The 23,784-nt window shown below is 59.2% G+C and carries 13 protein-coding genes and 7 pseudogenes; 9 read left to right on the forward strand and 11 right to left on the reverse strand.

The window, feature by feature from the left end; translation table 11 throughout:
- Nucleotides 1–255: 255 nt before the first annotated feature.
- A pseudogene (locus G7047_RS29495) lies at nucleotides 256–408 on the reverse strand (DUF488 family protein); the annotation flags it as partial.
- A gap of 68 nt (nucleotides 409–476) precedes the next feature.
- Between G7047_RS29495 and G7047_RS29500 the strand changes: the two are divergent.
- Nucleotides 477–1,172 (forward strand): annotated as a pseudogene (locus G7047_RS29500) (IS256 family transposase); the annotation flags it as partial.
- Nucleotides 1,173–1,315: 143 nt separating this feature from the next.
- Here the strand turns inward: G7047_RS29500 and G7047_RS29505 are convergent.
- From G7047_RS29505 to G7047_RS29525, 4 genes and pseudogenes are all read right to left on the reverse strand, one after another.
- Nucleotides 1,316–4,231 (reverse strand): Tn3-like element IS1071 family transposase, encoded by a 2,916-nt coding sequence (locus G7047_RS29505; RefSeq protein ID WP_003158660.1) that lies wholly within the window; start codon nucleotides 4,229–4,231, stop codon nucleotides 1,316–1,318.
- 144 nt (nucleotides 4,232–4,375) lie between these two features.
- Nucleotides 4,376–6,238 (reverse strand): annotated as a pseudogene (locus tag G7047_RS29510) (DUF4158 domain-containing protein); the annotation flags it as partial.
- 564 nt (nucleotides 6,239–6,802) lie between these two features.
- Nucleotides 6,803–6,994 (reverse strand): DUF2892 domain-containing protein, encoded by a 192-nt coding sequence (locus tag G7047_RS29520; RefSeq protein WP_028600946.1) that lies wholly within the window; start codon nucleotides 6,992–6,994, stop codon nucleotides 6,803–6,805.
- Between the two features lie 53 nt (nucleotides 6,995–7,047).
- Entirely contained in the window at nucleotides 7,048–7,887 is an 840-nt protein-coding gene (locus tag G7047_RS29525; protein WP_198460624.1) for an MBL fold metallo-hydrolase, read from the reverse strand.
- A 162-nt stretch (nucleotides 7,888–8,049) separates the two neighbouring features.
- On the opposite strand from G7047_RS29525, the gene G7047_RS29530 reads away from it, so the two are divergent.
- The 7 genes and pseudogenes from G7047_RS29530 to G7047_RS31415 form a co-directional block, all read left to right on the forward strand.
- Nucleotides 8,050–8,370: a helix-turn-helix transcriptional regulator gene (locus G7047_RS29530; RefSeq protein WP_008903065.1), complete on the forward strand. Its 321-nt coding sequence runs from the start codon at nucleotides 8,050–8,052 to the stop codon at nucleotides 8,368–8,370.
- A 3-nt stretch (nucleotides 8,371–8,373) separates the two neighbouring features.
- Entirely contained in the window at nucleotides 8,374–8,811 is a 438-nt protein-coding gene (locus G7047_RS29535) for a YeeE/YedE family protein (protein ID WP_166312334.1), read from the forward strand.
- A gap of 11 nt (nucleotides 8,812–8,822) precedes the next feature.
- Nucleotides 8,823–9,257: a DUF6691 family protein gene (locus G7047_RS29540; protein ID WP_166312335.1), complete on the forward strand. Its 435-nt coding sequence runs from the start codon at nucleotides 8,823–8,825 to the stop codon at nucleotides 9,255–9,257.
- A 1-nt stretch (nucleotide 9,258) separates the two neighbouring features.
- Nucleotides 9,259–9,690, forward strand: coding sequence for a TIGR01244 family sulfur transferase (locus tag G7047_RS29545; protein WP_240939623.1), 432 nt, complete (start codon nucleotides 9,259–9,261; stop codon nucleotides 9,688–9,690).
- A 37-nt stretch (nucleotides 9,691–9,727) separates the two neighbouring features.
- A complete protein-coding gene (locus G7047_RS29550; protein WP_166312470.1) occupies nucleotides 9,728–11,458 on the forward strand; it encodes a SulP family inorganic anion transporter in 1,731 nt (576 codons plus the stop codon).
- Between the two features lie 69 nt (nucleotides 11,459–11,527).
- A pseudogene (locus G7047_RS31255) lies at nucleotides 11,528–13,147 on the forward strand (methyl-accepting chemotaxis protein); the annotation flags it as partial.
- A gap of 144 nt (nucleotides 13,148–13,291) precedes the next feature.
- A pseudogene (locus G7047_RS31415) lies at nucleotides 13,292–13,672 on the forward strand (CZB domain-containing protein); the annotation flags it as partial.
- Between the two features lie 34 nt (nucleotides 13,673–13,706).
- Here G7047_RS31415 and G7047_RS29560 read toward each other — a convergent pair.
- From G7047_RS29560 to G7047_RS29585, 6 genes and pseudogenes are all read right to left on the reverse strand, one after another.
- Entirely contained in the window at nucleotides 13,707–16,676 is a 2,970-nt protein-coding gene (locus tag G7047_RS29560; protein WP_166312337.1) for a Tn3 family transposase, read from the reverse strand.
- Nucleotides 16,677–16,678: 2 nt separating this feature from the next.
- Nucleotides 16,679–17,236, reverse strand: a complete 558-nt coding sequence (locus tag G7047_RS29565) for a recombinase family protein (protein ID WP_034377874.1) — start codon at nucleotides 17,234–17,236, stop codon at nucleotides 16,679–16,681.
- Between the two features lie 130 nt (nucleotides 17,237–17,366).
- Nucleotides 17,367–18,854, reverse strand: a complete 1,488-nt coding sequence (locus G7047_RS29570) for an efflux transporter outer membrane subunit (RefSeq protein WP_166312338.1) — start codon at nucleotides 18,852–18,854, stop codon at nucleotides 17,367–17,369.
- A complete protein-coding gene (locus G7047_RS29575) occupies nucleotides 18,841–19,314 on the reverse strand; it encodes a cytochrome c (protein ID WP_144373924.1) in 474 nt (157 codons plus the stop codon). The genes G7047_RS29570 and G7047_RS29575 overlap by 14 nt, the downstream gene beginning before the upstream one ends.
- Before the next feature lie 28 nt (nucleotides 19,315–19,342).
- Nucleotides 19,343–20,053: an ABC transporter ATP-binding protein gene (locus tag G7047_RS29580; RefSeq protein WP_003056107.1), complete on the reverse strand. Its 711-nt coding sequence runs from the start codon at nucleotides 20,051–20,053 to the stop codon at nucleotides 19,343–19,345.
- Between the two features lies 1 nt (nucleotide 20,054).
- Nucleotides 20,055–20,666: pseudogene (locus G7047_RS29585) on the reverse strand (ABC transporter permease); the annotation flags it as partial.
- Nucleotides 20,667–20,812: 146 nt separating this feature from the next.
- Here G7047_RS29585 and G7047_RS29590 point away from each other — a divergent pair.
- Nucleotides 20,813–23,727: pseudogene (locus tag G7047_RS29590) on the forward strand (Tn3 family transposase).
- Nucleotides 23,728–23,784: the final 57 nt, after the last annotated feature.

The following is a 23,784-nucleotide window of genomic DNA, read 5'->3' on the forward strand; positions in this document are numbered from 1 at the left end:
GCCAAACCGAGACGCGAATGGCGGTGATCCGGACGAGCCCCATGTGGGCCTAGGCGTCGCTCATGATAGCCCACACATGGGTCGATCTCCTAGTGCATCCTAGGAGTGCCACGACATTTGCGAGCAGCTTTCTGAGAGCTGTCTGTACCTGGGGCTGCATGCCTCATGAACCGTCGAGATCGAGCTGTGATTGGAGGCCCCGAGCTTGATGCGAAATGTGTGATGTACTTCCATTCACGATACGTGCCTTCGGCCCTAAAGATGCACGATTTCGACATTCGACCACTTGCCAGCAAGGTACTCGGCCACAAGTCTCCGATGGCAGTGATGGGGCCTGTCTTCGCTGCAAAGCAGGCAACTATTGTTAAGTTTTTCTTTATCAATTGATTCAATTTTTCTGGAGGACAGAGGGTGTGCAGAATTTTGTGTAAACGGACAATCAACCGCCGGCGCAAGCCGGCCTGTCCGTAAGCACAATGAGCACCAAGAAACACGACGTACCCGAAGAACTGCTGTCTGGCCTGCTGGCCAACTACAAGAAGCCCGAAGACCTCATCGGCGAGAACGGCCTGCTCAAGCAGTTGACCAAGCTGCTGGTGGAGCGAGCCCTAGACGCCGAACTGACCGAGCATCTGGGCCACGAACGCAACGAAGCGGTAGCCAACACCACTGGCAACACCCGCAATGGCAAGAGCAAGAAGACCCTCAAGGGCGATTTCGGCGAGTTGCCCATCGAGGTGCCACGTGACCGCCATGGCAGCTTCGAGCCCCAGCTCATCCCCAAGCACCAGACCCGCTGGGCCGGCTTCGACGACAAAATCATCTCGCTGTACGCCCGCGGCATGACGGTGCGCGAGATACAGGCCCACCTGGAGGAGATGTACGGCACCGAGGTCTCGCCCAGCCTGATTTCCTCGGTGACCGACGCCGTGGCCGATGAGGTCAAGACCTGGCAAGCCCGCCCGCTCGATGCAATCTACCCCATCGTCTATCTGGACTGCATCCATGTGAAGGTGCGCGAGGGCGCTGTGCGGGTCAAGGCGGTGTACTTGGCCATCGGCATCACCATGACGGGTGACAAGGAGGTGCTGGGCCTGTGGCTGGCGCAAACCGAGGGTGCCAAGTTCTGGCTGCAGGTCGTCACCGAACTTCGCAACCGGGGCGTGCAGGACGGGGTCTCCTCGTTTTCAGTGCAATAAGTGACGGTACGAAAAGCTAGCACTGGCGCGGAGGTGGTGTTGGTAGATCGTTGATTTCATTGACTTTCCTGTTCACTTTCAAATCTGCGATTCGTGGCGTCAAACCGTGGTCGGTTTCATCCATTGGTGCCAGTTATCGATGCATTTGGCCGCGAAGGCAGGATTTGGTCAGCATAGCGGTCAACCGGGAAGCGAAACACACCCCGCAAGTTGATGCTCTCCAGCCTGGTGGGCGCAATCTTCCCGATCAGTTCCGGTGGAATGACCTGGCGGCGGTTCGACCAGCGATCCAGGACCGCCTGCATCTGTGAGGTATTCCACGCCATCACGATGTTGGCCATCAGGCTCAACGCATCGGCCACAGCCTGCATTTCATCGACACGTTTGGCCTGCGCCGGGCTGATCCGGCCGGTATAAATGGCGCGCTTGAGGGCGTTAACAGCCTCGCCCCGATTGAGCACCCGGCGCAACTCGTTCCTGAAAGCGTCCTTGACAAAGTAGTCAGCCAAAAACGCCGTACGCAGCAACCGCCCCAATTGCACGCCAGCCTCATAGATTGGATCGCCCTGGGCGGCAGAACCGAACCGCGCAAGAGCTGCCACCGCACTGGCATGTCCGCTCATGACCGAGGCTGCCAGGTGCACCAGACTATCCCAATGCTTTTCGATCAAAGCGACGTCGACATTGGCTTCGCACACCGCAGCGATTTCTGCGGGCACTTTGGTGCCGCGTGGCACAAAGAGGTGGCGCTGTTTGAGTTCCTTCAACCGCGGGCAAAGATCAAAACCAAGCAAACGGGCATGTGACATGGCAAAGTCGGTGTAGCCATGGGTATCCACAGCAAGCTGGCTGGTCTCCAGCTTTTCTTGGCGGATGACACCTTCAATGGCCACGCCCGCCTGGCGCTCATTGAGCACAAAGGGCTGCGCATGGAAGATGCCCCACCGGTCTTTTACATGGGAGTAGATTCCAATGGAAGGTGTGTTGCGCCGAGGATCAAGCCGGGCTTGCCACACCCGTTTGGTGGTCTCCATGGTCATCATGTCAGAAGATGCCAAATCGGACCGCCCCCAGGTGGCGGCAATCGGGTGTCGCTGCATGAATTCCAGCACAGCCTGGCAGGCCTGGCTCAGACGCCGTTCGTCCCGCGCCCAGCGCATGGCCTGGCGAATGCTGGTGGCAGACAATTGCGGAATCATGCGCGCGCATTCGACCGCAGTCAGACTGGTGCCGTGGGCCATGATGCCGGCATAGACCATCAGCAGCTCGTCGGTAGAGCGCGGCTCACGTCCGAGCATGATCCAGCTAAAGCGCACCTGGGCGTCAACGGCCAGAATCACTTCCGGCAATTGAACCTCACCGATGCGGTGATCCAAAGCCGCGCGCAGCTTGGTCACTTCTGGGTCTTCGTCCTCTGCGGGCAATGGCGACAAATGGAGTTCATCATCCACGCGCAGTACGCCACTGCGGGCTGCAGCGGCCACCGCATCGACACCGGCAGTTACTCTGGCCAGCAAAGGCTTCAAGAAAGTGGCAGCCTTGCTGGGTAACGATAGACGGGCATAGTGTTTCTTGGACTCTGCCTGCCAACGCTCGTCCGTGAAGAACAAGCGCGCACGACCCCGAAAGCTCAGGCTGTGCTCAATCCAGACCGAGCCATTGCGCACCGCGCGGCGCAGGGCAAACAGGGTGGCCACCTCCAACGCCTGAAACGCCCGTTCCCGGTCTGGGCTGGAGATCGAAACCTGCCAGATCATTCCCAGACTTGGTGCCACCACTTCAACTGGCAGCTTTCTGGATCCTTTGAGATATAAAGCTTGCAGCTTGGCAAGGTACTCGATGGCAGGATGCTCGCCGGTGGCCTGCCAGGGCAGCTTTGCAATGGCGACGAGCAACGACCGCACGGGGCGAATTCCATCAATCAATCCCTCGCGGACCAGGGAGGCCCTGCTCGGTGGTTTGCGTTTCTGGGTTTCGGTGATCAAGGCTTCAAGACGGGCACGCAACTCAGCATCTGGCACCGCACCTTGCGCGCTCAAGGCAACAAGTTCGCCGAGCAGCGTTTTGTACATTGCGGCCCAATTGACGGTAGCGGGGACATCGGCGGCAGCCTGACGCCACAGATCGGCGATCCGGCGCTGCACCATAAGGATCAACTGGTCTGTGGTGGTGAACAGGCAATACCGAAGAAAGCATGCGACCTCCACGGTGCGCGCTGGCTCTTTGATCTTGGCTCCGGCTGAGGGCGGCCTGGAGACAAGTCGGCGCGCGTAGCGGCGCAAGATGAGATCGGGGATGTCTGCCAGGTGCTTATGAACGTCCAGCGTGTAAAGCAGGTCGATGCGCTCCAGTACCTCGCTGATTTGGCGGGTTGAGTGTTTCGCCGGTGCAGCCCATAGCCAACTCTGCTGGGTTTGTCCATCTGGGCGCAGCTCTGAAACTGAGGCTCGCCAGCGATCAAGTGTTGCTGGATCAACGCTGGCGGCGATGGCGGTGCCTGTTTCAACTTCAAGCTGGGCAAGTGCCGCCGCAATCAGTGTCCGAATTGCCCGCTCGTGCACGATCACCAGCTTGTTCTTGTACAGCCATTGACGCGCCCGCACGAGTAGCTGATCGCGGTCGGCGCAGCGCGCCACTTCGTCGCGCAGTTCACGTACCAGTGAGCGGCGCTGGTGCTCGCTCATCCACTGGAATCCAAGGACCGTGCAGGCTACTTGTTGGTGATCGAATAGCGTGCGCCCGCGTTCATACATGGCTCTCAGCGAGGCGACTTCTGGTGCTGCAATGCCAAGCTCGTTGCCAAGGTGGCGCCACAAGGCTACTGGAATTACCCGAAAGGCACCGAGCAAACGCCCACTCATGCGCAGGAAACCAATATGGAGCGCCAGACCAAGCTTGTGGGAATCACCTCGGCGTGCATTGATTGCGTCGCGCTCGGCACCATCGAAGGTGAAAAATGCCTTCATCTCGAAGTCGCTGATATCGCGGGGGAGCCCACGCATCCCCAAAAACGTTGTGTGCCAACCCTGCATCGTGAACCTCAAAAGTGGGAGGCCACCATACCCGTTTACAAAGCGAACAGGAAAGTCAATGAAATCAACGGTCTACCCAGACCACCCCCGCGCCAGTGCTAGCTTTGCGTACCGTCACTTATTGCACTGAAAACGAGGAGACCCCATGCTGGTGGCAGACAACTGCGGAATCATGCGCGCGCATTCGATGGCTGTCAGACTGGTGCCGTGGGCCATGATGCCGGCATAGACCATCAGCAGTTCCGCTGTTGACCGTGGTTCACGGCCGAGCATGATCCAGCTGAAGCGCACCTGGGCGTCAACGGCCAGAATCACTTCAGGCAATTGCACTTCGCCGATGCGGTGATCCAAAGCCGCCCGTAGCTTGGTGACTTCGGGGTCTTCGTCTTCGGCGGGTAAAACTGAGAGGTGGAGTTCATCGTCGACGCGCAGTACGCCACTGCGTGCCGCCGCAGCCACAGCATCGACACCTGCAGTTACCTTGGCCAACAATGGCTTCAGAAAGGTGGCCGCCTTGCCGGGCAGCGACAGACGGGCATAGTGCTTCTTGGACTCGTCCTTCCAACGTTCGTCCGTGAAGAACAGGCGTGCACGGCCCCTAAAACTCAAGCTGTGCTCGATCCAGACCGATCCATTGCGCACCGCGCGGCGCAGGGCAAACAAGGTGGCAACCTCCAATGCCCGAAACGCCCGTTCCCGGTCTGGGCTGGATATGGCGGCTTGCCAGACCTTCCCCAGGCCTGGCGCGACAACGCCATCCGGCAACTTTCTGATGTTACTGGCGTAATAGGCGCTCAATTTCGTCAGGGCGTCGATGGTGGGATGCTCTCCGGTGGCTTGCCATGGAAGCTTTGCAATTGCCACAAGCAGTGAGCGTACGGGGCGAATGACATCAATCAATCCTTCGCGCACAAGGGAGGCCCGACTGGGTGGCTTGCGTTTCTGGGTTTCGATGACCAAGGCTTCAAGCCGTGCGCGCAGCTCGGCGTCCGGCACAGCGCCCTGGGCGCTCAAGGCCACGAGTTCGGCCAGTAGCGTTTTGTACATCGCCGCCCAGTTGACGGTGGCGGGGACCTCGGCAGCGGTCTGGCGCCACAGATCGGCAATCCGGCGCTGCACCATCAAAATCAACTGGTCCGTGGTGGTGAACAGGCAATACCGCAGAAAGCAGGCGACCTCCACGGTGCGCGCGGGTTCCTTGATCTTGGCGCCGGCAGACGGCGGCCGAGAGACTAGTCGGCGCGCGTAACGGCGCAAGATGAGATCGGGGATGTCGGTCAGGTGTTTATGAACGTCCAGCTCGTACAGCAGATCGATGCGTTCAAGTACCTCGCTGATTTGGCGGGTTGAGTGCTTGGCCGGCGCCGACCACAGCCAGCTTTGTTGGGTTTGTCCATCTGGGCGCAGCTCTGCAACCGAGGTTCGCCACCGATCAAGGGTTGCCGGATCGACGCTGGCGGCGATTGCAGCACCTGTCTCCGCTTCGAGCTGGGTGAGTGCGCTCGCAATCAAAGTCCGGATGGCCCGCTCGTGCACGATCACCAGCTTATTCTTGTACAGCCATTGGCGGGCCCTCCCGAGCAGTTGATCGCGGTCGGCGCAACGGGCCACTTCGTCCCGCAGTTCACGCACCAGGGAGCGGCGTTGGTGCTCGCTCATCCACCGAAAACCAAGGGCCGTGCACGCTACTTGCTGGTGATCGAACAGTGTCTTCTCCCGCCCGTACAGCGTGCGCAGCGAAGCCACATCAGGGGTGGCAATGCCAAGTTCCTCGCTCAAGTGGCGCCACAGGGCGACGGGAACCACCCGAAAGGCATACAGCAGGCGGCCACTCATGCGCAAAAACCCGATATGCAGCGCCAGACCGAGCTTGTGGGCGTCACCCCGGCGCGCATTGATTGCCTCGCGCTCTGCACCATCGAAGGTGAAAAACGCCTTCATCTCGAAGTCACTGATATCGCGGGGCAGCTCACGCATCCCCAAAAACGTCGTTTGCCAGTCCTGCATCGTGAACCCCATTAGTGGGAGGCCACGATACCCGTTTGAGAAGTGAACAGGAAAGCCAACAGAATCAACGATCTACCAACACCACCCCCGCGCCAGTGCTGGGTTTGCGTACCGCCAGTTATTGCACTGAAAACGAGGGGACCCCAGCTATCACGATGTGGGCTTTTGTTTTTGTGGCCCCATCAGCCAAAGCCGGGGCAGTCAATGTCGGAACGAGTGGCGTAGAAGCCAGAGCCTGCAGCCAGCGCCTACGTGTCGAATTCGTGTGCGCAGCATACTGAGTGTTCGTCATTTTTGTCTCCTCATTAGGGTGGTTGACGACAAAAGGGTTTGGCGCAAGCTCGAAGCTTGTCTGTGCCAAGCCAATTTAGGTTTTCAGGGTGAGGGCTCGTCGGCAATCAGGCTAGAAATGCCTTCACCAAATCGGATCTCAAAACGGTAGTCGGCCTGCTGTTCGAGCGAAACGGATACTGTGGTCATTTGGGTGATTTCGATAAGTTTGGGCGAATGTGCTCAAGGGGCATTCACCCTGATGGGCAGATCGGACTCAGCCCTCCTTACAACTCACTTCTTCAGTGAGCAGGTGTTGAAGCCGAAGATGGCATAGGGTGGACACCAGCCGATCAGGCCAGTGAGTAAGGGCACGACACCCAGGTAGCCCCACATGCCGATGGTGTTGGTAGCCGCACCCGCAATCAAGGCCAGCCCGATGAGGATGCGCAATGTGCGATCAATGCCGCCGACGTTCTTGGTCATGGTAATTCTCCAAAAGTAAAAATGGATGGCTAAATAGCCATGTGCGCACTTGATCAAAGTGCGTTCAAGGGGATCTTCAGGTACGCGACGCCGTTGTCTTCTTTGGGCGGCAGCTCGCCAGCGCGGATGTTCACTTGAACCGATGGAAGGATCAAGGTGGGCATCTCCAGGGTGGCATCGCGCTTCGTACGCATGGTCACGAATTCGTCTTCGCTCACGCCATCATGCACGTGGATGTTTTTAGCGCGCTGTTCCGCCACCGTCGTCTCGAAAGCCACCGGTCGGTCGTTGGGAGGGTAGTCGTGGCACATGAAGAGTCGTGTTTCTGGTGGCAGGCTCAGCAGCTTGCGGGTGGATGCGTAAAGCGCGCGGGCGTCGCCGCCTGGGAAGTCGCAACGCGCAGTGCCCACGTCTGGCATGAAGAGGGTGTCGCCCACAAACACCGCATCACCAAAGCGATAGGCAGCGCAGGCTGGCGTGTGACCTGGCACGAACATCACCTCACCAGACAACATGCCCAATGGGATGCTTTCTCCCTCCTGGAAAAGATGGTCGAACTGCGAGCCATCCTGTTTGAAACTCGGCTCCAGATTGAAAACGCCCTTGAACACCTTTTGAACTGCAGTGATGTTGCCACCAATGCCGATTTGGCCGCCGAGCTGCGCCCGCAAGTACGGTGCGGCCGAAAGGTGATCAGCGTGTGCGTGAGTTTCTAGGATCCATCGCACCTTGAGCTGATGGGTGCGCACATAGTCGATCACCTTGTCAGCAGAGGTATGCGTTGTGCGGCCCGATTTCGGGTCGTAGTCGAGCACTGAATCGATGATCGCTGCTTCGCTGCCTGGGCCGTTGTGCACAACATAGGACACCGTCCAGGTGGCGGGGTCGAACATTCCATGCACATGGGGCTGAGGGGTTGATGTCGGGGCGGTTGTCATGAGCGGCTCCTTTTTAAATAAGCTGAAGATAATATATTGACAGATAGTTTGTTTGTCAATATATTATTGCTATCGAATGAAAAGTCGTAGGCCACCACACCCCAGAAAGAAGCACCGATGAAGAACTCCGTGATGGACTTGGAACAAATGCAGTTGGCCGCGGACAGGGCCTGCCGAGTGATGAAGGTGCTGGCCAACCCAGACCGGCTGCTCATCCTGTGCCAACTCTCGCAGGGCGAACGCCGGGTTGGTGAGCTTGAAGAGTTGCTGGGCATCGTGCAGCCCACCTTGTCGCAGCAACTAACCGTGTTGCGCGATGAGGAACTGGTGAGCACCCGCCGTGAAGGCAAAAACATCCACTACGCATTGACCAGCCCCAAAGCGCTGGCCGTGATGCAGGTGCTGTACGAACAATTTTGTGTTTGTGAAACGGAGTGAGTCATGACGATTGATTGGGTCAATTTCACGCCCTGGGCTTCGCTGTCCGGCGGCATCCTGCTGGGCGTAGCCTCCGCCTTCTTCATCCTGGTCAATGGCCGGGTGCTAGGCATCAGCGGCATCCTGGGTGGCCTGTTACCACCTAAGCTGGGAGACGCCGGCTGGCGAATCGCCTTCCTGCTGGGCATGCTGGCCGCACCGCTCGTGTACGGCTTGCTGGCGCCTGCCGACTTTGTGCAGGCGCCACGCATCAACGCCGGTTTCCCTACCATCGTGGGCGCTGGACTACTGGTGGGTCTGGGCACCCGCTACGGCTCGGGCTGCACCAGCGGGCACGGCGTCTGCGGTCTTTCGCGCCTGTCACCCCGCTCACTGGTGGCCACACTCGCGTTCATGGGTGCGGGTTTCACCATGGTATTCGTGGTTCGCCACGTTCTGTAAGGAGCATCTACATGCACCGCATCACCGAGTTCTTTGTGGGCCTACTGTTCGGCCTGGGCCTGCTGCTCTCCGGCATGACCGACCCGGCAAAAGTGCTGGGCTTCCTCGACCTATTCGGCATTTGGGACCCTTCGTTGGCCTTCGTCATGGGAGGCGCGATTGCCGTGGGCTTTTTCGCCTTTGCGCTGGCGCGCAAGCGAACCACCAACTTCATGGGCGGTGCCCTGCACCTACCGAAGTCAACGCAGATCGACAAGCGCCTGCTCATCGGCGGCCTGACTTTTGGTGCGGGCTGGGGGCTGGCAGGTTTCTGCCCTGGTCCGGGTATCGTGTCAATGGGCTCGGGCGAATTGAAGGCTGCGGTTTTCGTGGCGGCCATGCTCTTGGGCATGGTAATTTTTGAAATCGCCGAGCGCGCAGGCTCGAGTCGACGTATGGGAGCGTGAGGTGACGCCTTTCAACGCCATACCCCCATACGACATCTTGTCGGTCATTGGGCAAATCTCTCCGGACGACCTTCAGGCGATTGCTGCCGCCGGCTTCAAATCCCTAGTCTGTAACCGTCCTGATGGTGAAAGCTCAGGGCAGTTCAGCTCACAGGATATTGCGACGGCTGCACACGCAGTTGGACTGAAGCTGGCCTATCTGCCCTTCGTCTCGGGTAGCGTTCGCGCGCAGGACGGACGCGATTTTGGTGACTTGCTGACACAGTTGCCTGGCCCTGTGCTGGCCTTCTGCCGCAACGGTACACGATCAGCCTTGCTTTGGGCGCTTTCGCAAGTGGGTTCAACGCCCTGGCCAGATCTCGTACATCGGGCCGCCCAGGCCGGATTCAACCTAACCAGTTTGGTACCACCCGTGCCGCCATCGAAGTCGTGATGTTTAACGCCTACGCAGGTATCTTTCGATGATCACAATGCCATCCTGGCGCCGCATGTTGCCTTCACTGCCTGTGTTGCAATGGGGGCGAGCGTACAACCGCGAGGCTCTGGTGAGTGATAGCGTGGCTGCACTCATCGTCACCATCATGTTGATCCCTCAGAGCCTCGCCTACGCCATGCTCGCGGGCTTGCCGCCCGAGGTGGGTCTTTACGCCAGCGTTGCGCCGCTACTGCTATATGCGGTGTTCGGTACCAGCCGCGTGCTTGCGGTGGGGCCGGTGGCGGTGGTCTCGCTCATGACAGCTGCTGCCATCGGACAACATGCCCCGGCTGGTACACCCGAATACTGGGCAGTAGCCATCACGCTGGCTTTTCTTTCGGGCCTGCTGCTGCTGTCCATGGGGTTGCTACGTCTTGGCTTTCTTGCCAACTTCCTCAGCCATCCGGTCATCTCAGGCTTCATTTCGGCATCGGGCATCCTGATCGCGGCCAGCCAGCTCAAGACGTTGATGGGTGTGAGCGCCGAAGGGCACAATTTCCTGGATCTGAGCCTGTCCTTGATGTCACAGCTCGGCCAGGTGCATGTGCTGACCCTGGCCATTGGAGCGGTAACCGTCGCATTTTTGTTCTGGGTGCGCAGCGGTCTCAAACCTTTGCTGCAGCGATTGGGCATGAAGCCGCGCGCGGCCGACGTGGCGGCCAAGACTGGGCCGGTGGCTGCCATCGCCGTGACAACGCTGCTCACCTGGGCGCTGGACTGGCAAGTTCAAGGCGTGAAGATCGTGGGCGCCGTGCCTCAGGGTTTACCGCCGTTCACGCTGCCTCTGTGGGATCTAGGCCTGTGGCAGGCGCTGCTAGTGCCGGCGCTGCTCATCAGCGTGGTCGGCTTTGTGGAGTCGGTATCGGTCGGGCAGACGCTAGCGGCCAAACGGCGCCAGCGCATCGAGCCCGACCAGGAGCTGGTAGCACTCGGGTCGAGCAACCTCTCGGCGGCCTTAACCGGTGGCTTCCCGGTCACGGGTGGCTTTGCACGCTCGGTAGTTAATTTTGACGCTGGGGCGCAAACACCCGCTGCCGGCGTATTCACCGCAGCCGGTATCACACTGGCCTCGATGTTTCTTACCCCCGTACTGTACTACCTGCCACAGGCTACGTTAGCCGCCACCATCGTGGTAGCGGTACTCTCGTTGGTGGATTTCAGCATCCTTCGCAAGACTTGGAACTACGCGAAGTCCGACTTTTCTGCAGTTGTGGCCACGCTGGTGACCACCCTCACTGTGGGCGTTGAGACTGGGCTGATTCTGGGGGTAGGAGTATCCCTGGCGCTCTATCTCTACCGCACCAGTCGCCCGCACATGGCCGAGGTGGGTCTTGTCGTCGGCTCCGAGCATTTCCGCAATGTGCAGCGCCATGCAGTGGCGGTGAGCCCACGGGTGCTGAGCCTGCGAGTGGACGAAAGCCTGTACTTCGCCAACTCACGCGCGCTGGAAGACCGCATCAACAGCACCGTTGCCAGCCGCCACGGGTTGGTGCACGTGATATTGCAGTGCTCGGCCATCAACGATATTGATGCGAGTGCACTGGAAAGCTTGGAAGCTATCGATCTGCGCTTACGCGGGGCTGGTGTGCGGCTCCATCTCTCAGAAGTCAAGGGCCCCGTGATGGACCGTTTGAGAAAAACCGAATTTCTGAATGGCCTCAGCGGGCAGGTGTTCCTTTCCCACTATCAAGCTATCGCAGAACTGGCGCCTGAATTGATCGCCTGATTGCCCCATGCGACATCTATCCGGCAAGGCCGCATAGCTGCATCAATAAGCCTTTTATAGAGAGACACGATGAACTACCTCAAAATTGGTACTCGCTTGGGATTGGCATTTGGCCTCCTTCTTTTGATCACGGCCTTGATTGCCACTTTCGGCGTTTGGCGTCTTTCGACCCTCAAAGAAGCCACCGTGCGCATTTCATCCATAGAAATTGAGCGCAATGAGTTAGCCATGAATTGGAAGGCCGCCATTGATTTGAACTGGGCACGAGCCTCAGCGGCGCTCAAAACATCGGATGCTGCGTACATCTCATCATTGGGCGCGGAGATGGCTGCCACCACCAAGGAGGTGACTGAAGGACAAAAGAAGTTGGAAGCGCTGATGGAGGGAGCCAAGAGCAAGGAGTTGTTGGCCAATGTGGCGGCGGCTCGCAAGACCTACCTCGCTGTACGGGCCAAGTTGCTGGAGCGCAAGAAAGCCGGAGAAGACGTTTTTGCACAGGTGGATAGCGAGTTACGCCCGCTGGCGCAGAACTACATTAACGCACTTGAAGCTGTCACTAAATACACCCATGACGAACTGATTGCGCTTGAGAAGTCTGTTCTGACGGCAGCTGTCACAAGCCAGTGGACGCTGGGCGTCGGTGCAGGAGTGTCCTTGCTGCTGGGGCTGCTGTTTGCCGTGTGGGCCACGCGTTCCATCACCACCCCGGTGCAGCGCGCGGTAGAGGCCGCAGAGGAAATCAGCCGGGGCAATTTGTCGATCGACATCGACGCCCAGGGTAAGAACGAGCCTGCCCGCCTGCTGCACGCCCTGGCGGAGATGCAGCAAAGCCTGTCGCGCATCGTGGGCCATGTGCGTGAAGGCTCTGAGAACGTGGAGACGGCCTCGTCAGAAATTGCCCAGGGCAACAACGACCTGAGTGCGCGCACAGAGCAACAAGCCAGTGCCTTGCAGCAGACCGCTGCATCCATGGAGCAACTCAATTCCACCGTGCGCCAGAATCCGGACAACGCCCGCCAAGCCAACCAATTGGCCATGAGCGCCTCTACGGTGGCCGTGCATGGCGGCGAGGTGGTGGGCCAGGTGGTTGAAACCATGAAGGGTATCAATGAGAGCTCACGCAAGATCAGCGACATCATAGCGTCATTGATGGCATTGCCTTCCAGACCAACATTCTTGCGCTGAACGCCGCCGTGGAAGCTGCTCGCGCGGGTGAGCAAGGCCGCGGCTTTGCCGTGGTGGCCAGTGAGGTCCGCAATCTGGCAGGCCGATCAGCCGACGCGGCCAAGGAAATCAAGAGTCTCATCACTGCCAGCGTAGAGCGGGTCGAACAAGGCACCGTGCTCGTTGATCAGGCGGGGGGCAACCATGACAGAAGTCGTCACCGCCATCCGTAGCGTGACCGATATCATGGGCGAGATCAGTGCTGCCAGCAACGAACAAAGCCAGGGCGTGAGCCAAGTGGGCGAAGCTGTGACACAGATGGACCAAGTCACTCAGCAGAACGCGGCCTTGGTGGAAGAAATGGCCGCAGCGGCTGGCAGCCTTAACGGCCAAGCGCAAGACTTGGTTAGCACCGTGGCGTTCTTCAAGTTGTCACCTGCCGATGAGCAACGCGCGCAGGCCCGCCGTGCACAGGCTGCGGCACCACGTGCGCACTTTGCGCCGACCCGCGTGGCTGCACCAGCAACTAAGGCCTTTGGTCGCATTGCAGATGATAGCGGGCACGGCGGCACCTCTTTGGGCGTGAATCTGGACAACGCCATTCAGTCCCATGCCAACTGGCGTGCCAGGTTGCGTACCGCTGTTGCTAAGAGAGAAACTCTTGATGCTGACACTCTTTTTAAAGACGATTGCTGTGATCTTGGCGAGTGGCTGTATGGCGCCGGTGGATCGAAATACGGCGGCAAGCCATCCTTTGTGAATCTGCTGGAATCGCATCGTCAATTTCACCAAGAAGCAGGTAAGGTGGCGCACCTGATCAACCAGGGTGCTTACGAAGAAGCCGAAAAACAGTTGGAGAACAACACGGGCTTCTCCAAAGCGTCCCAAAAATTGGGTACGGCCGTAATTCAGTTGGCCAAGGAGCTGAAGGTCAAGATGGCGGCTGCGTCCGCTCCCAAGGCGGCTGCGCCCGTGCGCCAAGCGCCGTTCAACAGTGCGGCCAAGCCTAAGGCGGCCGGAGGCGCAGATGGGGACTGGGAATCTTTTTAATGGGGTCGTCTCAGAAAACGGAAAATAAAGCACGCTAAGACGGTGGCAGCGGTCGCAATGGCCTGAACTTCCCCGCACCGACCTTGGCACTGCTGCGCCATAGGTAATCGCCGGTCAGGTTGATATGCTCCCACCCCAGCGGTGACAGATATTGCAGCAACGTGTCGTCCAGCGCCTTGCCGTGGGCACGCAAAGCACTGGTGGCACGCTCCAGATAGACCGTGTTCCACAACACGATGGCCGCCGTCACCAGATTGAGGCCGCTGGCCCGGTAGCGCTGCTGCTCAAAACTGCGGTCGCGGATTTCACCCAATCGGTAGAAAAAGACGGCCCTGGCCAGCGCGTTGCGCGCCTCGCCCTTATTCAGCCCCGCATGGACGCGGCGGCGCAGCTCCACGCTTTGCAGCCAATCCAGAATGAACAGCGTGCGCTCGATGCGCCCCAGCTCGCGCAGGGCGACGGCCAAGCCGTTTTGGCGCGGATAGCTGCCGAGCTTGCGCAGCATCAGCGAGGCCGTCACCGTGCCCTGCTTGATCGAAGTGGCCAGCCGTAGGATTTCATCCCAATGAGCGCGAATAGCCTTGATGTTCAGCCTGTCGCTGCTAATCATCGGCTTGAGTGCATCGTAGGCAGTATCGCCCTTGCGAATGAACAGCTTGGTGTCGCCCAGGTCGCGGATGCGCGGCGCGAACCGGAATCCCAGAAAGTGCATCAGGCCGAACACATGATCGGTGAAGCCCGCTGTGTCGGTGTAGTGTTCCTCGATACGCAAGTCAGACTCGTGGTACAGCAGGCCATCGAGCACATAGGTCGAGTCGCGCAAGCCGACGTTGACCACCTTGGCGCTGAAAGGCGCGTATTGGTCGGATATGTGAGTGTAGAAAGTCCGTCCTGGGCTGCTGCCATATTTCGGGTTGATGTGTCCCGTGCTCTCGGCCTTGCTACCAGTTCTGAAATTCTGGCCATCTGACGATGATGTGGTGCCATCGCCCCAGTTTTCGGCGAAAGGTTGTCGAAACTGCGCATTCACCAGCTCGGCCAGTGCCGTCGAATACGTTTCATCCCGGATGTGCCAAGCTTGCAGCCACGACAGTTTGGCGTAGGTCGTGCCAGGGCAGGACTCAGCCATTTTGGTGAGTCCAAGATTGATGCCATCAGCCAGGATAGTCGTCAGCAGCAAGGTTTTGTCCTTGGCCGTGTCGCCGGTCTTCAGGTGCGTGAAATGCCGGGTGAAGCCTGTCCACTCATCAACTTCCATCAGCAGTTCGGTAATTTTTACGTGTGGCAGCAGCATCGCCGACTGGTCGATTATGGCTTGTGCAGTCTCCGGCACTGCCGCGTCCAGCGGCGTGATCTTCAGGCCGGACTCGGTAATGATGGCATCCGGCAGATCATTGGCCGCAGCCATGCGGTTGACGGTGGCAAGCTGCAGTTCCAGCAATGCCAGTCGGCCGTGCAAATACTGATCGCAATCGGTGGCCACTGCTAGCGGCAATTCGTTGCCCAGCTTCAAGGTGGTGAATTTCTCGACCGGTACTAGGTACTCATCGAAGTCCTTGAACTGCCGCGAACCCTGCACCCAGACATCTCCTGAGCGCAGCGCGTTCTTCAGCTCCGACAGGGCGCACAGCTCGTAGTAACGCCGGTCAATGCCATCGTCCGTGAGCACCAATTTGGCCCAGCGCGGTTTGATGAATACGGTCGGCGCGTCGCCGGGCACCTTGCGGGCGTTGTCGCTATTCATATCGCGAAGCACCTCGATGGCATCGAGTACGCCCTTGGCGGCTGGCGCCGCCCGAAGCTTGAGTACGTCCAGGAACTGCGGCGCGTAACGGCGCAACGTAGCGTAGCTTTCACCGATGCGATGCAGAAAGTCGAAACTCTCCGGTTGCGCGAGCTTTTGCGCCTCCGTGACGCTGGCTGCGAAGGTATCCCACGGCATTACTGCCTCGATGGCGGCGAACGGATCGCCGCCGCTCTGTTTGGCTTCCAGCAAGGCTTGGCCGATGCGGCCATACATCCGCACCTTGTCATTGATCGCCTTACCGGAAGCCTGAAACTGCTGCTGATGCTTGTTTTTGGCGGCGTTAAATAGTTTGCCAATGATGCGGTCGTGCAGGTCGATGATTTCGTCGGTGACGGTAGCTATGCCTTCAATGGCCAGCGAAACCAGAGTGGCATAGCGTCGTTGCACCTCGAATTTGGCCAAGTCGGCGGGTGTCATCTGTCCGCCCTCTCGGGCGATCTTGAGCAGGCGGTTCTGGTGAACTTGTCGCTCGATGCCTGCGGGAAGGTCAAGCGCCTGCCAAGCCTTGAGGCGCTCGATATGTTCAAGCATATGCCGAGAGTTCGGCTTGATGGGCGACTGGCGCAGCCATGCCAGCCACGTCAATTTGCTGCCGTCCTTGCGCTTGAGAAGTTCATCTAGGCGCTGACGGTGGTGCGACAACAAAGAATCGGTCAACGCCGCGTAAATTCGCCGGTTGGCACGGGTGATGGCCTCGGCGCTCGCGCGCTCGATGGCATTCATGGCGGGCAGGATGATGCTCTGCCGCCGCAGGTTTTCGACAAGGGCGCTGGCCAGCACAATGCCTTTGTCGGTCTGCAAGGCCAGTTCGGTCAATGTATGGACGGCTTGCCGGTAGTGGCTCATGGTGAAGGGCTTGAATCCGAACACCGTTTGCAACTCAACCAAGTGCTCCCGCCGTGTCTGCTCGCGCTGACCATACTCGTTCCAGCTTTCCACTGGCACCTTGAGTTGTGCGGCCACCATGCGCAACAAGGGCTGAAACGGAAGCTCATCGATGCCCAAAAAGATGCCGGGAAATCGTAAGTAGCAAAGTTGCACAGCGAAGCCCAATCGATTTGCGGGGCCACGGTGCTGGCGGATGATCGACAGATCAGTCTCGTTGAACGTGTACTGCCGGATCAGTTCGTCTTTGGCATCTGGCAGTGCCAGTAGGCTTTCGCGTTCGGTGGCGGACAGGATTGAGCGGCGCGGCATGGTCAGTCCTCCCGCAGGTACTGGTACAGGGTTTCGCGGCTGATGCCGAAGTCACGGGCCACCAAGGTTTTTTGATCGCCAGCCGCGACTCGCCGTTTCAACTCGGTAATCTGTTCGCTGTTTAGCGATTTCTTTCGTCCCCGGTAGGCGCCACGCTGTTTGGCAAGCGCGATCCCCTCGCGCTGGCGTTCGCGGATCAGTGCGCGCTCGAACTCCGCAAAAGCCCCCATGACCGACAGCATCAGGTTGGCCATCGGTGAGTCATCGCCGGTGAACGCCAGCCCTTCTTTAACAAACTCCATGCGCACGCCTCGTTGTGTCAGCCCCTGAACGATGCGGCGCAGGTCATCAAGGTTGCGTGCCAGCCTGTCCATGCTGTGCACCACCACGGTATCACCCTCGCGGACGAAGGCCAGCAGCCTTTCAAGTTCGGGACGTTGCGTGTCCTTGCCGGAAGCCTTATCGGTGAAGACCTTACCGACATCGATTTGCTCCAGTTGCCGATCAGGGTTCTGGTCGAAGCTGCTGACGCGGACATAGCCAATGCGTTGACCTTGCAAGATGCCTCCAAAGGTGAAAGTGTCAGGATGAAATCTATTACCCTTGGCAGCTTGTGTCAATAAATGCAAACTGTAATTCTATTCTGACGTAGTTTGCGCCCAGCATCTGACATCAGGTTAGGGTATAGCCTTAACTGACACCACCTCCCAGGGCCTGATATAAAGCAACACTATCGACTAGGCGTTGTGCCTGGGCCGCAACCATATTGATCCGGATTGACTGTGCCTGTTGCTGCGCGATGAGCAGTTGCAGGTAGCTGGCCGCGCCCAGCCGGTATTGCCGCTCGACCGACTGCAAGGAGGCCTGTGCAGCCATATCAGCGGCAGCGAGGGCAGTCAAAGTTTGTGCATCGCTTTCCACCGCGCGCAGGGTGTCGGCGACGTTACGCAAAGACTCCAATACGACGCTCTGGTAATTGGCTGCGGCGGCATCAAAAGCGGCGAGCGCCGCTCTTTTTTCAGCGGGTAGCCCTGGATTAAAAAGAGGCTGGGTGAGCTGCGCAACCAGGCCCCACACTACCGAGCCACCACCGAACAGGGTACCGGTGGTCAGCGCTTGAGAGCCAAGGTTGGCGCTCAGGTTGATCTGTGGGTAGAGCTTGGCGACAGCCACACCATAGTCTGCATTGGCCGCATGCAACAGCGCCTCTGACGCCTGGATATCCGGTCGGCGGCGCACCAGTTCTGAGGGCACGACGAGCGGCATCTCGACGGGCAGAGTGAAATCGGCCAGAGTGAAGGCCGGGATGCCACCCGTGCCTGGGGCACGACCGGCTAGCACCGCCAGTAGATGTTCGGTTTGTTGCAGTTGTTTACGCAGCGCAGGCAGTTCTGCCCGCGTTTGCTCCGCCTGAGCTTGTAGGCTCAACGCTTCATCAGGTGAGGCCTGACCGATACGCACGCGTTCATGGGCTAGGCGCAGTTGCTCATCCTGCACGCGCAAAATGGCAGTAGTGGCTTCTAGTTGCGCGGCGAGGCGTGCTCGGGTAATGGCAGCGGTTGCCATGTTGCCGGCAAGGGCCAGGCGCGCAGCATTCAGTTCGAAGCGACGGTAGTCGGCGCGAGCAGCCAAGGCTTCGAGTGCGCGCCGGTTGCCGCCAGCCAGATCGAGGTTGTAATGCACGCCAACGCTGGCGTTGTAGAGGCTGAATTGACGTGCGTCTCCGCTCAACCCTTGGCTACTGGGACTCATTTGCTGGCGCTGAGATCCCAGTGCGACATCTACCTGTGGATATTGCGTCGAGCCCGCCTGTGCGGCAAGAAGCTCCTGCGCCTGTCGCAAATTGGCGCTGATGCTCGCCAGCGTCGGGCTGACATGGAAAGCTTCGTTGATCAGTCCGTCGAGTGTGGATGAACCCAAGCTTTGCCACCATTGCGTTTCGATCGGAAGCCCTTCGACTAGACGTTGTGTTTCGCCGAACTGCGTGGGAGCGGACGCGGTTCTATCAGCCACCGGTGTTGCAGTGTAGCGAGCCACATCGGGTGCGGTGGGACGCTGAAAATCAGGGCCGGCGGCGCAACCGGCCAGACCGGCGGTGACCAGACCAGCTACCAGGTAAGTTGCCGCAAGCCGTCTTTCGAGGCTGATGGGGCGCTGGCATGTTTTAGCGTGCTCCATAAAAATGCTCCACGAAAGGTTTACGGAAAGCTTGGTGGCAGCCCAAGCAGCTTTCCTGCACGTGGGCGAATGATTGGATCACCGCCTTGCCGTCGCTGCTCGCAGCAGCCAGCTTCATGGCCAGCGCCGCCTCGTGAGTCTGCGCGTCAAAGTTTGTGAACTTGGTCGCATCAGCGCCGAGGTAAGCAAGGATGCGCATTTTTTCAGTAAGCGGTGGCTCGGGGTGTGCAGCAACTTTTGGGGCGAGCTGAACGACCTGAACCCATTCCTCCTGCGAAATCGCACCGGTAATAGCCTGCATGTTGCGCCCGAGTTCCTGCATGATCTTGCGTAGCGCCAGTGGCTCAACCTGGGTAGCGTCACCAGCCCAAGCTGGCAACTGAAAACCCCATAAAAGCAGGCAGGCCGTAACGGTCAGGGTGATAGTTCCAAATGCGTGGCTGTGTTTGCGGTGGGTCATGAAATTCTCCTGTAATTCAATCGTTCTCTCATTCGAACTCCCGCCCTTCGCCAGCTTCCTCATGGGTCACACCGTCGCGGATGTGGTAGATGCGCTTGAAAGTGGGGATGATCTTTTCGTCATGGGTGACGACGATGATGGCGGTCTCGAACTTCCGAGCCATGTCATTGAGGATGCGGATTACAGCCATGGCGCGCTCACTGTCTAGTGGAGCTGTGGGCTCATCAGCCAGGATCACCGGAGGGCGATTGACCAAACCTCGCGCAATGGCGACCCGTTGCTGCTCGCCACCGGAGAGTTGCGAGGGCATGGCGCGAGCCCGGTGTTGCACATCGAGCGCGGTGAGCAGTTCCAGTGCCTTCGCGCGCGACTCCCCATTCGCGACGCCTGCGAGCATCGGCAGTAGCGCCACGTTGTCGGTGACATCGAGAAACGGAATCAGGTATGGTGCCTGGAAAACGAAACCGATCTTGTCGCGCCGCAAGGCGCGCAAGTCGCGGACTTTCCAGCCATCGTCGTAGATCACTTCATCGCCCAGCGTCATGCGACCGGCGGTCGGATCAATCACCGCGCCCAGACATTTGAGCAGCGTGCTCTTGCCGGACCCGGAAGGGCCAATCAGGCCCACCACCTCGCCGGGTGCCACCTGCATGTCCACGCCTTTCAAGGCATTGACCGCGGTATCGCCCTCGCCATAACGTTTTCTCAAACCTTCGATGCGAATGCCTTTGCCACTCATCTCAACCTCCAATGGCTTCGGCCGGGTCGACCTTGAGTGCCATGCGAATGGCGACGATGCTGGCTAGAACGCAGATCACGAGCACGGCGAAAAAACCGGCGATGGAGTCGAACGGCATCAGCAGTACGTACTTGGGAAACAGGGGCGCTGAGAAAGTGGCTGTGATCTTGCCGACCACGAAACCAATCACGCCCAGGGCGAGCGCCTGCTGCATGATCATCGCGGCGATGGTTCGGTTGCGTGTGCCGATGAGCTTCAACACCGCGATCTCGCGGATTTTGTCCATCGTCAGCGAATAGATGATGAAGGCAACGATGGCCGCGCTAACGATGGCCAGAATCACCAAGAACATGCCGATCTGCTTGGCCGACGTGGCGATCAACTTGCCGACGAGGATGTCTTCCATCTGTGCCCGTGTGTAGACCGTCAAACGTTTCCAGCGCCGGATGGATTCGGCAACCTCGTCCGGCGCATGACCAGGTTTCAGAGTGACCAGCACTGCATTGACGAACGCGTTGGTGCTCTGTGAAGCAATCACGGCATCCAGCAAACCAGTAACACCGGGTCGATTGAAGGCCGGGTTGGCTTCGGTGCGACGCCGGCTTTGCCAAATGGGGGTCCCCTCGTTTTCAGTGCAATAACTGGCGGTACGCAAACCCAGCACTGGCGCGGGGGTGGTGTTGGTAGATCGTTGATTCTGTTGGCTTTCCTGTTCACTTCTCAAACGGGTATCGTGGCCTCCCACTAATGGGGTTCACGATGCAGGACTGGCAAACGACGTTTTTGGGGATGCGTGAGCTGCCCCGCGATATCAGTGACTTCGAGATGAAGGCGTTTTTCACCTTCGATGGTGCAGAGCGCGAGGCAATCAATGCGCGCCGGGGTGACGCCCACAAGCTCGGTCTGGCGCTGCATATCGGGTTTTTGCGCATGAGTGGCCGCCTGCTGTATGCCTTTCGGGTGGTTCCCGTCGCCCTGTGGCGCCACTTGAGCGAGGAACTTGGCATTGCCACCCCTGATGTGGCTTCGCTGCGCACGCTGTACGGGCGGGAGAAGACACTGTTCGATCACCAGCAAGTAGCGTGCACGGCCCTTGGTTTTCGGTGGATGAGCGAGCACCAACGCCGCTCCCTGGTGCGTGAACTGCGGGACGAAGTGGCCCGTTGCGCCGACCGCGATCAACTGCTCGGGAGGGCCCGCCAATGGCTGTACAAGAATAAGCTGGTGATCGTGCACGAGCGGGCCATCCGGACTTTGATTGCGAGCGCACTCACCCAGCTCGAAGCGGAGACAGGTGCTGCAATCGCCGCCAGCGTCGATCCGGCAACCCTTGATCGGTGGCGAACCTCGGTTGCAGAGCTGCGCCCAGATGGACAAACCCAACAAAGCTGGCTGTGGTCGGCGCCGGCCAAGCACTCAACCCGCCAAATCAGCGAGGTACTTGAACGCATCGATCTGCTGTACGAGCTGGACGTTCATAAACACCTGACCGACATCCCCGATCTCATCTTGCGCCGTTACGCGCGCCGACTAGTCTCTCGGCCGCCGTCTGCCGGCGCCAAGATCAAGGAACCCGCGCGCACCGTGGAGGTCGCCTGCTTTCTGCGGTATTGCCTGTTCACCACCACGGACCAGTTGATTTTGATGGTGCAGCGCCGGATTGCCGATCTGTGGCGCCAGACCGCTGCCGAGGTCCCCGCCACCGTCAACTGGGCGGCGATGTACAAAACGCTACTGGCCGAACTCGTGGCCTTGAGCGCCCAGGGCGCTGTGCCGGACGCCGAGCTGCGCGCACGGCTTGAAGCCTTGGTCATCGAAACCCAGAAACGCAAGCCACCCAGTCGGGCCTCCCTTGTGCGCGAAGGATTGATTGATGTCATTCGCCCCGTACGCTCACTGCTTGTGGCAATTGCAAAGCTTCCATGGCAAGCCACCGGAGAGCATCCCACCATCGACGCCCTGACGAAATTGAGCGCCTATTACGCCAGTAACATCAGAAAGTTGCCGGATGGCGTTGTCGCGCCAGGCCTGGGGAAGGTCTGGCAAGCCGCCATATCCAGCCCAGACCGGGAACGGGCGTTTCGGGCATTGGAGGTTGCCACCTTGTTTGCCCTGCGCCGCGCGGTGCGCAATGGATCGGTCTGGATCGAGCACAGCTTGAGTTTTAGGGGCCGTGCACGCCTGTTCTTCACGGACGAACGTTGGAAGGACGAGTCCAAGAAGCACTATGCCCGTCTGTCGCTGCCCGGCAAGGCGGCCACCTTTCTGAAGCCATTGTTGGCCAAGGTAACTGCAGGTGTCGATGCTGTGGCTGCGGCGGCACGCAGTGGCGTACTGCGCGTCGACGATGAACTCCACCTCTCAGTTTTACCCGCCGAAGACGAAGACCCCGAAGTCACCAAGCTACGGGCGGCTTTGGATCACCGCATCGGCGAAGTGCAATTGCCTGAAGTGATTCTGGCCGTTGACGCCCAGGTGCGCTTCAGCTGGATCATGCTCGGCCGTGAACCACGGTCAACAGCGGAACTGCTGATGGTCTATGCCGGCATCATGGCCCACGGCACCAGTCTGACAGCCATCGAATGCGCGCGCATGATTCCGCAGTTGTCTGCCACCAGCATCCGCCAGGCCATGCGCTGGGCACGGGACGAACGCCGTCTGAGTCAGGCTTGCCAGGCGGTGCTGGAGTTTATGCAACGCCACCCGATCGCCACCACTTGGGGCCGTTCAGACCTGGCGTCTTCTGACATGATGAGCATGGAGACAACCAAGCGGGTATGGCAGGCCCGGCTTGATCCCCGGCGCAACACGCCCTCCATTGGCATCTACTCCCATGTACGCGACCGCTGGGGAATCTTTCACGCACAGCCCTTCGTGCTCAATGAGCGCCAAGCTGGCGTGGCCATTGAAGGCGTCATACGTCAGGAACGCCTTGAAACCAGCCAACTGGCGGTGGACACCCACGGCTACACCGATTTTGCGATGGCACTGGCCCGGTTGTTGGGCTTTGATCTTTGCCCGCGGTTGAAGGAATTGAAACAACGCCACCTGTTCGTGCCTCGCGGCGCCAAGGTGCCAGCCGAAATAGCTGCGGTGTGCGAGGCCAATGTTGACGTTGCCCTGATCGAAAAGCATTGGGACAGCCTGGTGCATCTGGCGGCTTCGGTCATGAGTGGTCACGCCAGTGCGGTGGCAGCACTGGCGCGGTTTGGCTCTGCTGCCCAGGGTGACCCCATCTATGACGCTGGCGTGCAATTGGGACGTTTGCTGCGAACCGCGTTCCTTGCCGACTACTTTGTTAAGGACGCTTTCAGGAATGAATTGCGCCGGGTGCTCAACCGGGGGAGGCGGTCAACGCCCTCAAGCGCGCCATTTACACCGGCCGGATCAGCCCGGCACAGGCCAAACGTGTGGACGAAATGCAGGCTGTGGCCGACGCGTTGAGTCTGCTGGCCAACATCGTCATGGCGTGGAACACGTCACAAATGCAGGCTGTTCTGGATCGCTGGTCGAACCGCCGCCAGGCCATTCCGCCGGAACTGATCGGAAAAATTGCTCCCACCAGGCTGGAAAGCATCAACCTGCGAGGCGTGTTCCGCTTTCCTGTTGACCGTTATGCCGACCAAATCCTGCCCTCGCGGCAGGGAGCACCGATAACTGGCACCAACGGATGAAACCGATCACGGTTTGACGCCACGAATCCCGGATTTGAAGGTGAACAGGAAAGCCAA

Origin of the sequence: Diaphorobacter sp. HDW4A, from assembly GCF_011305995.1 — a bacterium.
Lineage (GTDB): Bacteria > Pseudomonadota > Gammaproteobacteria > Burkholderiales > Burkholderiaceae_C > Diaphorobacter_A.

Bases quoted from the DNA above. Each gene is read 5' to 3' on its own strand.
- G7047_RS29525 (WP_198460624.1), bottom strand. From the start codon at position 7,887: ATGTTCGACCCCGCCACCTGGACGGTGTCCTATGTTGTGCACAACGGC.
- G7047_RS29575 (WP_144373924.1), bottom strand. From the start codon at position 19,314: ATGACCCACCGCAAACACAGCCACGCATTTGGAACTATCACCCTGACC.
- G7047_RS29540 (WP_166312335.1), top strand. From the start codon at position 8,823: ATGCACCGCATCACCGAGTTCTTTGTGGGCCTACTGTTCGGCCTGGGC.
- G7047_RS29580 (WP_003056107.1), bottom strand. From the start codon at position 20,053: ATGAGTGGCAAAGGCATTCGCATCGAAGGTTTGAGAAAACGTTATGGC.
- G7047_RS29550 (WP_166312470.1), top strand. From the start codon at position 9,728: ATGCCATCCTGGCGCCGCATGTTGCCTTCACTGCCTGTGTTGCAATGG.
- G7047_RS29570 (WP_166312338.1), bottom strand. From the start codon at position 18,854: ATGGAGCACGCTAAAACATGCCAGCGCCCCATCAGCCTCGAAAGACGG.
- G7047_RS29530 (WP_008903065.1), top strand. From the start codon at position 8,050: ATGAAGAACTCCGTGATGGACTTGGAACAAATGCAGTTGGCCGCGGAC.
- G7047_RS29505 (WP_003158660.1), bottom strand. From the start codon at position 4,231: ATGCAGGGTTGGCACACAACGTTTTTGGGGATGCGTGGGCTCCCCCGC.
- G7047_RS29535 (WP_166312334.1), top strand. From the start codon at position 8,374: ATGACGATTGATTGGGTCAATTTCACGCCCTGGGCTTCGCTGTCCGGC.
- G7047_RS29520 (WP_028600946.1), bottom strand. From the start codon at position 6,994: ATGACCAAGAACGTCGGCGGCATTGATCGCACATTGCGCATCCTCATC.
- G7047_RS29560 (WP_166312337.1), bottom strand. From the start codon at position 16,676: ATGCCGCGCCGCTCAATCCTGTCCGCCACCGAACGCGAAAGCCTACTG.